This window comes from Mycobacterium sp., assembly GCF_035314665.1.
Lineage (GTDB): Bacteria > Actinomycetota > Actinomycetes > Mycobacteriales > Mycobacteriaceae > Mycobacterium.
Genome location: NZ_DATFZD010000242.1, coordinates 1 through 10465, shown reverse-complemented (window position 1 = coordinate 10465; position 10465 = coordinate 1). Strand labels below are relative to the sequence as shown.

Below are 10465 nucleotides of genomic sequence, written 5' to 3'. Positions count from 1 at the left end.
GCGCTACGGAGTATCGCGGCGGGCCACTTTCGACGGCTTTGCGTTGCGCCAGTCCTCGACATCGGGCGGCAATCCGATCGGGTACCTGTTCTCGTTGTGCGCCGCCCAGTGCGCATGGCCCAGCTCGTGGATGTGAAACGCGTGGCGCAACGCTTCGGTGAAACCCATCGCGTCCGACGCCGCGTTCACCGAATCCTTGATCAGCAGGGCCGCCATCGTGGGCCGCTCGGCAATGCGCCGAGCGAACTCCACCGTCTTCTCGTCGAGCTCATCGAGCGGGAAGACTTTGGACACCATGCCGAGCCGGTAAGCCTCGTCGGCGTCCAGCGAATCACCAGTCAGCAAAAGCTCTTTGGCTTTGCGCGGGCCGAATTCCCAAGGATGCGCGTAGTATTCGACGCCGGGCATGCCCATGCGGACACCAACCACGTCGCTGAACTTCGCGTTGTCGGCGGCGACGATCAGATCGCAGGCCCAGATCAGCATCAAACCGGCGGAGATCGCATTGCCCTGCACCTGGGCGATGGTGATCTTGCGCAAATCGCGCCAACGGCAAGTGTTTTGGAAGAAGTAATGCCATTCCTGAAGGTATGTCTTCTCCGCCACCGCATCGCGGTTGGAGCCATTTATCCGGAAGCTGGGCAGCTGGTCCGGGCCGGGCGCCCGCTCCGCCAATGCCAACTCCGAACCCATGTCGTGACCGGCGGAGAAATTCCTACCGCGCGCCGCCAAGATCACCACGCGAACGTCGTCGTCGGCCTCGGCGCGCAGAAACGCCTCGTCAAGTTGAACCAGCAGGCCGCGGCTCTGGGCGTTGTGCGCATCCGGCCGGTTGAGCCAGATCCGGGCGATGCGGCCTTCGTCGAGCGTTTCGTAGGTCACCAGCTCTTCATGCTTCGCGTCAACCGCGTTGGTGCCCACCTCGTTGGGGACTGCCATTAGCCACCTCACTCGCCATGGTTTAGACGCTTACACATTACGGCCAGCACGTAACGCGCGGGTCGGCGGGTTGGTCCGTGGCTAGACCGTTGCCAAGCACGATGAGTATCGTTCGAATGACCCCTGCCCGAGCGAAGAAATCAATCCGTCAACGATTGATGTGCCGACTAATCCCGTCCCGCGCCCAGGCTCGGACATCAACCTCGTCCAAAACTTCTAGGCACGTGGAAATTAATTCCGTGACGCGATTGTTTGCCGGCTTTAAAGTGGTTTATTACATCGGCTGGCGACGAATGACGTCGCTCAAACGAGTAGGAGATGAGAAGTGAAGATCACCACGATGACAATGAAGTCAGTGGCGGCCGTGACCATGGCAACGATTGGCATTGCCAGCGCCCCGGCTGCGTCGGCGGCTTATCCCATCACGGGCAAACTTGGCAGCCCGTTAACGATGGTCGATTCGGTGGGCCAAGTCACCCTCACCTGGACGGTCAGCAACCTCCAGCCCAGCTCCGACGTGCTGCCGGACTACCCGGTAGCCGGCAAGCTCTGGGAAGCCACCGCCACCGTCAACGCCGTCTCGGGCCCCGTCACCCCGGCTGTTTCGCAGTTCAACGCGGTCGCCCCTAACCAAGCCAGCTACCGGGTTTTGTGGCTAACCGCTAGCCCGACCAACATCAGCGGGGCCACCATCCCCCAAGGCGCACAATCGACCGGCAAAATCCACTTCGACGTCACCGGTCCAGCGCCGACCACCGTCACAATGAACAATGGAATGGAAGACCTGCTCATCTGGGGCTAATAAACAGTCGTCCATAACAGACTCGGCAGGCAACTCTCCCGGAGGTTGAGTTCGCGGGCTTATGCCGACGGGGGCGTGCCAGCCGGGGCTCACAAGCACTTGTATGCGCACTTCGCATAGAGTTAAGTCATGCCCGCGAAATCTGATCATCACGACATCGACGATGTGGAACCGCTGACTGACAGCACCGCAAGCCAGGCCAGGCGCGTCGTAGCGGCCTACGCGAACGACGCCGACGAATGCCGCATCTTCTTGTCGATGCTCGGCATTGGGCCGGCGAAAATCGAGGTCTGATGCCCCCCGCGCGAAGCTCGGGCTCGAAGGAACCTACCGCCGGAGAGTCCGACTTCGTGGTGGTCGCCAATCGGCTGCCGATCGACATGGAGCGGCTGCCCGACGGAAGCACCACGTGGAAGCGCAGCCCCGGCGGCTTGGTCACCGCGTTGGAGCCGCTGCTTCGCCGCCGTCACGGGGCATGGGTCGGCTGGCCGGGGATTGTCGACGCCGACGAGGAGCCGATCGAGGCGGAGGACCTTCGTCTTCACCCGGTACGCCTGTCCGCCGACGACGTCGCCGAGTACTACGAGGGATTCTCCAACGCCACGCTGTGGCCGCTGTATCACGACGTCATCGTCAAACCGATCTACCAACGGGAATGGTGGGACCGCTACGTCGACGTCAACCGCCGATTCGCCGAGGCGGCCTCACGTGCGGCTGCCAAGGGGGCAACCGTCTGGGTGCAGGACTACCAGTTGCAGCTGGTGCCTAAGATGCTGCGCGAACTGCGACCCGATCTGACCATCGGCTTCTTTCTGCACATCCCTTTCCCGCCGGTCGAGCTGTTCATGCAGCTGCCCTGGCGCACCGAGATCGTGGAAGGACTGCTCGGCGCGGACTTGGTGGGATTCCATCTGACCGGAGGCGCCCAGAACTTCCTGATTCTGTCCCGACGCCTGGTCGGCGCGAACACCTCCCGGGGTTCGGTCGGCGTGCGGTCTCGATTCGGCGAGGTCGAGGTCGACGGGCGCACCACGCGAGTGGGCGCCTTCCCCATCTCCATCGACTCCAGCGAGCTCGACCAAAAGGGCCGTGACCGCAACATCCGCAAGCGGGCCAGGGACATCCGGGCCGAGGTCGGCAATCCTCGCAAGGTTCTGCTTGGCGTCGACCGGCTCGACTACACCAAAGGTATCGACGTGCGGCTCAAGGCGTTTGCCGAGCTGCTCGCCGAGGGCCGCGTCAAAGGCGAGGACACCGTGCTGGTCCAGCTCGCAACGCCCAGCCGCGAGCGTGTCGAGAGCTACCAGGTCCTACGCAACGATATCGAGCGCCAAGTCGGCCACATCAACGGCGAATACGCCGAAGTCGGCCATCCGGTGGTGCATTACCTGCATCGTCCGGTCCCGCGCGACGAACTCGTCGCGTTCTTTGTAGCCAGCGACGTCATGCTGGTCACCCCGCTGCGGGACGGGATGAACCTCGTCGCCAAGGAGTATGTCGCGTGTCGCAGCGATCTCGGCGGTGCGCTGGTGCTCAGCGAATTCACTGGTGCCGCAGCCGAACTCCGGCAGGCTTATCTGGTCAATCCGCATGACACGGAAGGCGTCAAAGACGCGATCGAGGCAGCCCTCAACCAAACCGACGAGGAGGGGCGGCGCCGGATGCGAGCGTTGCGACGCCAGGTGCTCGTCCACGACGTCGACCGTTGGGCGCGATCGTTTCTCGAGGCGCTGGCCGAGGCGCATCCGCCGAACCGCTGAATCGCTGGTATCGGTGGTGTCGCCACAGGCGCGCTGGAATACTCTTCTACACCGAGCCGGAAGGGGAGCGCGACGATGGGTTTCTCCCGCGGCCTGACCGCCGCTGCTGTCATGGCACTCGTGGCTTGCGAGACGGCGAGCCCGGCCAAGGCATTGGGACCACCGCCCGACGGCATGTACAGCTTTAACGAGGCCGGGGTGCCCGCGGCATCGTGGAAGATCGACAAAAGTTAGTAGTTTTGCCAGGTCAGCGCATTTGTGCGGTAGTTCGTTCTGCAACGTGTTCTAGTTGCTGCGGATTAGACGACGCGTCTTGTAGTCCGGACCGTCATTCCAATAGCCAGGTCGCCCCGAAATTCCGTTTCGGGTCGCGCACAGCAAAGTAATCGTGCAGCGTGGTGCTGAGTTCTTGCGCATCCCAAGCCTGCGCGTCGGATGTGAACCTTTGCTCCAGGCTCGGTGCCGACAACAGCGTCACCTGTGGTCCATAGACGACGAAAACCTGGCCGTTGACCGCTTGGGCTGCCGGCGAGGCGAGGAAGCGCACCAACGTGACCACGTGCTCAGGCGAGAGCGGGTCGATCTCGCCGGCGCCGACCTCGGGCGTCTCGCCGAACACGTCGGCCGTCATCGCGGTCCGAGCGCGGGGGGCGATCGCGTTGGCGCAAACTCCGTAGCGGCCCAGCGCCCGGGTCGCCGACAGGGTCAGCGCGATGATGCCCGCCTTGGCGGCGCCGTAGTTGGCCTGTCCCACCGGCCCGGTCACCCCCGCCTCCGATGAGGTGTTGATGATGCGGCCGTAGACCGAGCCCTCAGCCTCCTTGGCCTTCTGTCGCCAATAGGTGGCGGCGTTGCGGGTCAGCAGAAAATGGCCGCGCAGGTGCACGGCGATGACCGCGTCCCACTCCTCATCGGACATGTTGAACAGCATCCGGTCGCGGGTGATACCGGCGTTGTTGACCACGATGCTCAAGCCCCCGAGCCCGTCTGCGCAGCTGACCAACTCGTCGGCGGTCGCGCGTTGACTGATGTCGCCGCTGACCGCGACAGCCTTGGAACCAGCGGCTGTGATTTCGTCGATGACGTCGGAAGCGTCCAGCGCGGCGGCGATGTCGTTGACCACGACAGTGGCACCGGACCGTGCCAAGCCAATGGCTTCGGCGCGGCCTAACCCTGCGGCCGCACCGGTCACCACCGCGACCTTTCCGGACAGATCGGTCGCTTTCGTGCTGCTAGTCAATTTGTGAATACCTCTAGTCTTCGCGCAGGAGGGCAGCCCGCGGGCATTCGGCGATCGCCTGCTCGGCCAGCACCTCCCGATCGGCCGGAATCGGATCGGTCTTCACCACGGCGTAGTCCTCGTCGTCGAGGTCGAAGATATCCGGCGCGATTCCCAGGCACACCGCGTTGCCTTCGCAGCGGTCGTGGTCGACTATCACCCGCACGGCGTCCTCCTAAAACGTGGGCTGTGAGTAGGTATGACCCACCATACGACCAGCTGCGAAAGTGTTCGGCGTGGTGGTCGCTGGACCCTCAGACTAGAACGTGTTACAACCAGGGTGGCGAATGGGTGGCCGTTGATGCAGGCTGCCGCGCAATTCACCTAACTAGGAGGAGGGTGGCCGGAATGCGCATCAGTTATACCCCCGAGCAGGAGGAACTGCGTCGCGAGCTGCGGTCGTACTTCGAAAAGCTGATCACCCCGGAACGTCGCGAGGCACTGAGCTCGACGTCAGGTGAGGTCGGCGAAGGCAACGTCTACCGCGAGACGGTCGCCCAGATGGGCAAGGACGGGTGGCTCACCCTCAACTGGCCCAAGGAGTACGGCGGCCAGGACCGCTCGCCGATGGACTCGCTGATCTTCACCGACGAGGCCGCGATCGCCGGCGCACCGGTGCCATTCCTGACCATCAACAGCGTCGCGCCGACCATCATGGCCTTCGGCACCGAGGAGCAGAAGAAGCTCTACCTGCCGCGCATCGCCGCGGGAGAACTGCACTTCTCGATCGGCTACTCCGAGCCCGGTGCGGGCACCGACCTGGCCAACCTGCGGACCACCGCGGTGCGCGACGGCGACGACTACGTCGTCAACGGCCAAAAGATGTGGACCAGCCTGATCGCCTACGCCGACTACGTCTGGCTGGCGGCCCGCACCAACCCCGAAGCCAAGAAGCACCGCGGCATTTCGATGCTGATCGTGCCGACCAGCGCTGAGGGTTTCTCGTGGACCCCGGTGCACACCATGGCCGGCGTGGACACCAGCGCCACCTACTACCAGGACGTCCGGGTCCCGGTCGCCAACCGGGTCGGCGAGGAGAACGGCGGCTGGAAGCTGGTCACCAACCAGCTCAACCACGAGCGTGTCGCGCTGGTGTCGCCGATGCCGATCATCATGGCGCTCAACCAGGTTCGGGAGTGGGCACAGAACACCAAGGACGGCACCGGCGCGCGACTCATCGATTCGGAATGGGTGCAACTCAACCTGGCCCGAGTGCACGCCAAGGTCGAGGTGCTCAAGCTGATCAACTGGGAGCTCGCGTCGTCGGAATCCGCCACACCGTCACCCGCGGATGCCTCGGCGGCCAAGGTGTTCGGCACCGAGTTCGCCACCGAGGCCTACCGCCTGCTGATGGAGGTGCTCGGCACCGCGGCGACCCTGCGTCAGGATTCACCCGGAGCGCTGCTGCGCGGCCGAGTCGAGCGGATGCACCGGGCCTGCTTGATCCTGACTTTCGGCGGCGGCACCAACGAAGTGCAGCGCGACATCATCGGCATGGTGGCCTTGGGCCTGCCCCGAGCCAACCGCTAACGAATTCTGGAGACCTAATGGACTTTTCGACGACCGAAGCCGCAGTTGATCTCGGCGGCCTGGTCATCACGATCGTGGACGCGGTGTGCACGCCCGAGCATCAGCGCAGACTCGACGGGCTCGATCAACGGTTCGACCGCGAGCTGTGGAGCAAGCTGATCGACGCCGACATCCTCTCCACCGCTGCACCAGAATCGTTGGGCGGCGGTGGTTTCGGTGTTCTCGAGGAAATCGCCGTTTTGGTCGGCCTGGGCCGCCAACTGGCCGCCGTGCCCTACCTGGAATCAGTGGTGCTGGCTGCGGGCGCGCTGGCCCGGTTCGGTTCACCGGAACTTCGGCAGGAGTGGGGCGCTCCCGCGGTGAGCGGCAAGAAGATCCTCACGGTCGCGCTGGACGGTGAAATGGGTGACGGTCCAGTGCAGGCCACCCATGTCGGTGACGGCTACCGGCTGTCAGGAACCCGCACCCAGATCGCCTACGGGCCGGTGGCCGACGGATTCTTGGTGCCGGCCGAAACCGATTCCGGTACCACCGTTTTCCTGATCGCTACCAGCGACCCCGGCGTCACGGTGACGACGCTGGACACCACCGGGTTAGGCAGCGTCGGGCACCTGCGGCTGGATGGCGTCGAGGTGGACCGTCAACGGGTTGTCGGCGGCGAAGACGTCGTCAGCTGGATCGCCACGCTAGATTTACTGGGCCGCAGCGCATTTCAGCTCGGCGTCCTGGACCGTGGCCTGCAGTTGACAGCCGAATACGCGCGCACTCGTGAACAGTTCGATCGCCCGATCGGCAGCTTCCAGGCGGTGGGGCAACGGCTGGCCGACGGCTACATCGACGTCAAGGGTCTGCGCCTGACCCTGACCCAGGCTGCGTGGCGGCTCAGCGAGGATTTGCCTGCCGACACCGAGGTCGCCACCGCGGCCTTCTGGGCGGCCGACGCCGGGCATCGGGTGGCGCACACCATCGTTCACATACACGGCGGCGTCGGCATCGACACCGACCATCCGGTGCACCGGTACTTCCTGGCCGCCAAGCAAACCGAGTTCGCGCTGGGCGGCGCCACCGGGCAATTGCTCAAGATCGGCCGTGAATTGGCCGATACCCCCGCCTAGCTGTGGCAGCCCCCCTTCCCACCGTCGTCGACCTGCTGCAACCGCTCGTCGATGTCGAGGATCGGGGCGTCTACTTCGAGGATGCGTTCGTCAACTGGCGTGATCATCTCCGGCACGGCGCCGCGGTGGCGGCAACGCTGCGCGAGCGGCTCGACCCGGCTCGGCCGCCGCATGTCGGGGTGCTGCTGGAGAACACGCCGTTCTTCTCCGCGGTGTTGGTTGCAGCCGGGATGTCGGGAATCGTCCCGGTGGGCCTCAACCCGGTGCGTCGCGGCGCCGCGCTGACCCGAGACATCGACCATGCCGATTGCCAGCTCGTGCTGGCCGACGCGAATTCCGCTGCAACACTTGGCGATATCGATCACATCAACGTCGACGAAGGCGAATGGGCGGACGAGGTGGCCGCACACCACGCCGAGGTGTGCTTTCGGTCCGCCCAGCCCGACGATCTGTTCATGCTGATCTTCACCTCGGGCACCAGCGGTGACCCCAAGGCGGTGATGTGCAGCCACGGCAAGGTCGGGATCGCTGGCGTAACGATGACCGACCGATTCAGTCTCGGCCCAGACGACGTCTGCTATGCGTCGATGCCGCTGTTTCATTCCAACGCGGTGCTGGTCGGATGGGCGGTATCATTGGCCTGCCGCGGCTCAATGGTGTTGCGGCGCAGGTTCTCTGCATCCGGATTTCTGCCGGACATCCGTCGCTACGGCGCCACGTACGCCAACTACGTCGGCAAGCCATTGTCCTATGTGCTCGCCACACCCGAGCGTCCGGACGACGCCGACAATCCGCTGCGTGCGGTCTACGGCAATGAGGGAGCACCCGGCGAGATCGAGCGTTTCGCTGACCGGTTCGGCTGCCTTGTCATCGACGGCTTCGGGTCGACGGAGGGCGGGGTGGCGATCAGCCGCACACCGGATACGCCGCCAGGCGCACTTGGTCTGCTGCCCGACGGCATCGAGATCCGCGATGTCGACACCGGTCAGCCCTGTCCGGTTGGCGTGATCGGCGAGCTGGTAAATGTCGGCGGCCCAGGCCGTTTCGAGGGCTACTACAACGACGCCGAGGCCAATGCGCAGCGTATGGCCGGCGGTATCTATCACAGCGGCGACCTGGCCTACCGCGACGAGGCCGGCTATGCGTATTTCACCGGCCGGCTTGGTGACTGGCTGCGCGTCGACGGGGAAAACCTGGGGACCGCGCCCATCGAGCGGGTGCTGCTTCGCCATCCGGACGTGACCGAGGTCGCGGTGTATGCGGTGCCCGATCCGGCCGTCGGCGACCAGGTGATGGCCGCGCTGGTGATGCTGCCCGGCGCCGAGTTCGACCCGGACAAATTTCGCGGGTTCCTGGCCGAGCAGACCGACCTTGGGCGCAAGCAGTGGCCGTCGTACGTCCGGGTGGGCACGACCCTGCCACGCACCGCGACATTCAAGGTGCTCAAGCGGCAGCTGGCGGCCGAGGGCCTCGACTGCGCCGACCCGGTGTGGCCGATCCGCCGTTAGCATCGTGAAGCGCGCACTCGAGACCAGCTTTGAGGAGCTGTCGGAAACCGTCCCGGCGACGATTGGCGTCGCGATCGCTGCTACCGGCTCGGCGGTATCGTTCGGTGCGTGGTCGACCGGCGTCGCATGGTCGACGATCAAGGTGCCGTTGGCGATTGCGACGCTGCGGGCAGGTGTGGGTAGCCGCGAGTTGGTGGCCGACGCGATCATTCAGTCCGACAACGCGGCCGCCGAAGAACTGTGGTCGCAACTCGGCGATCCAGCCGAGGCGGCACGGCAGGTGCAAGCTGTCATTCAAGACGCCAGCGACACAACCACCACCGTCGAGTCGCGGCGACTTCGCCCCGGCTACACCGCATTCGGTCAAACGCAATGGTCGTTGACCCGGCAAGCGCAATTCGCCGCCCAGCTGCCGGGCATACCCGACGCGTCCGGCATCGTCGATTTGATGGGCAACCTCTGTGCCGATCACCGCTGGGGATTGGCCGCCAAAGGCTTTGCCGCCAAGGGCGGTTGGGGCCCCGGGACGGCCGGTGACTACCTGGTCCGGCAGTTCGCGATCGTGCCGATCAAAGCCGGGCATGTCGGCGTCGCGCTGGCGGCCGAAGCCCACGACGGCGTGTTCGAGACCGGAGTCGACGTGCTCGAGAAGCTGGCGGACTGGCTGGTCGACCACCTTGCCGAGCTATCCCATGATTGACGGCACGACGGCGTCGATCAGATGCGGTCCAGGTTCGGCGAAGGCAGCGCGTAGGGCATCGGCGAGTTCCTCGGCGGTTGTGACGCGCCGCGCTGGAACGCCCATGCCCTCGGCGATCTTGACAAAATCCATGTTGGGACGCGATAAGTCGAGGAGATCAAGCGCTTTGGGACCCGGCGCTGAACCGGCCCCGACCCGCTGCAGCTCGATTCGCAGAATGTCGTAGGCGCTGTTGTTGTAGATGACCGTGGTGACGTCGAGGTTCTCCCGTGCCTGGGTCCATAGCCCCGAGATCGTGTACATCGCCGAGCCATCGGATTCCAGAGAGAGCACCGGCCGGTCGGGCGCGGCGACCGCGGCCCCGACCGCGGTCGGAATGCCGTAGCCGATCGCCCCTCCGGTCAGCGTCAGCCAGTCGTGCGCGGGCGCGCCGGCGGTCGCCGCCGCCAGCGGCACGCTCGACGTGTTGGATTCATCGACGACGATCGACCGCTGGGGCATCAGCGCCCCGATCACGTCGGCCACCGCCACGGTCGTTAACGCACCGGTGGGCAGCCGCGGACGCGACGCGGGCGCCACTGGGGCGGCGGTACCCAGCGCGAGCTCATCGGCCAAAGCGACCAATGCGTCTGCCGCGCCGGTGTGTTCGGCCAGCATGTGCACCTCGCAGCCTGCCGGCACCAGGTCGCTGGGCTTGCCGGGGTAGGCGAAGAACGACACAGGGCTCTTGGCGCCGGCCAGCACCAGATGCTTGACACCGTCGAGCTGGGCCACCGCGGCCTCGCCGAAATAAGCGAGCCGATCGACGGCGGGCACGCCGGCGCCGCGCTCA

General features: G+C 65.2%; 12 protein-coding genes. 8 read left to right on the top strand and 4 right to left on the bottom strand.

From position 1 onward, the window contains the following. Positions 1-3: 3 nt before the first annotated feature. Complete coding sequence (locus VKI00_RS17770) at positions 4-939, bottom strand: enoyl-CoA hydratase (protein ID WP_324439643.1); 936 nt, start codon at positions 937-939, stop codon at positions 4-6. 325 nt (positions 940-1264) lie between these two features. On the opposite strand from VKI00_RS17770, the gene VKI00_RS17765 reads away from it, so the two are divergent. The 4 genes from VKI00_RS17765 (at position 1265) to VKI00_RS17750 (ending at position 3735) form a co-directional block, all read left to right on the top strand. Further along, positions 1265-1741, top strand: coding sequence for an MPT63 family protein (locus VKI00_RS17765; RefSeq protein WP_324439641.1), 477 nt, complete (start codon positions 1265-1267; stop codon positions 1739-1741). Positions 1742-1870: 129 nt separating this feature from the next. Continuing rightward, complete coding sequence (locus tag VKI00_RS17760; RefSeq protein WP_324439639.1) at positions 1871-2035, top strand: hypothetical protein; 165 nt, start codon at positions 1871-1873, stop codon at positions 2033-2035. Further along, a complete protein-coding gene (locus VKI00_RS17755; protein ID WP_324439636.1) occupies positions 2035-3501 on the top strand; it encodes a trehalose-6-phosphate synthase in 1467 nt (488 codons plus the stop codon). Before VKI00_RS17760 ends, VKI00_RS17755 begins: the two co-directional genes overlap by 1 nt. 75 nt (positions 3502-3576) lie before the next feature. Continuing rightward, complete coding sequence (locus tag VKI00_RS17750; protein ID WP_324439635.1) at positions 3577-3735, top strand: hypothetical protein; 159 nt, start codon at positions 3577-3579, stop codon at positions 3733-3735. Positions 3736-3829: 94 nt separating this feature from the next. On the opposite strand, the gene VKI00_RS17745 is transcribed toward VKI00_RS17750, so the two are convergent. Continuing rightward, complete coding sequence (locus VKI00_RS17745; protein ID WP_324439633.1) at positions 3830-4741, bottom strand: 3-oxoacyl-ACP reductase; 912 nt, start codon at positions 4739-4741, stop codon at positions 3830-3832. 13 nt (positions 4742-4754) lie between these two features. Beyond that, positions 4755-4946, bottom strand: a complete 192-nt coding sequence (locus VKI00_RS17740) for a ferredoxin (protein ID WP_324439631.1) — start codon at positions 4944-4946, stop codon at positions 4755-4757. A gap of 182 nt (positions 4947-5128) precedes the next feature. Between VKI00_RS17740 and VKI00_RS17735 the strand changes: the two genes are divergently transcribed. The 4 genes from VKI00_RS17735 to VKI00_RS17720 are packed head-to-tail and all read left to right on the top strand — an operon-like array spanning position 5129 to position 9633. Further along, a complete protein-coding gene (locus VKI00_RS17735) occupies positions 5129-6310 on the top strand; it encodes an acyl-CoA dehydrogenase (protein WP_324439629.1) in 1182 nt (393 codons plus the stop codon). Positions 6311-6327: 17 nt separating this feature from the next. Beyond that, on the top strand, positions 6328-7425 hold the full coding sequence (locus VKI00_RS17730) for an acyl-CoA dehydrogenase family protein (protein ID WP_324439627.1): 1098 nt from the start codon (positions 6328-6330) through the stop codon (positions 7423-7425). A gap of 2 nt (positions 7426-7427) precedes the next feature. Beyond that, positions 7428-8933: a long-chain-fatty-acid--CoA ligase FadD17 gene (fadD17, locus tag VKI00_RS17725; protein WP_324439625.1), complete on the top strand. Its 1506-nt coding sequence runs from the start codon at positions 7428-7430 to the stop codon at positions 8931-8933. 4 nt (positions 8934-8937) lie between these two features. Then, positions 8938-9633 (top strand): hypothetical protein, encoded by a 696-nt coding sequence (locus tag VKI00_RS17720; RefSeq protein WP_324439623.1) that lies wholly within the window; start codon positions 8938-8940, stop codon positions 9631-9633. Here the strand turns inward: VKI00_RS17720 and VKI00_RS17715 are convergent. After that, positions 9619-10465: acetolactate synthase large subunit (locus VKI00_RS17715; RefSeq protein ID WP_324439621.1), on the bottom strand; the 847-nt coding region annotated here is incomplete at its 5' end. The two genes, VKI00_RS17720 and VKI00_RS17715, sit on opposite strands and share 15 nt — an antisense overlap.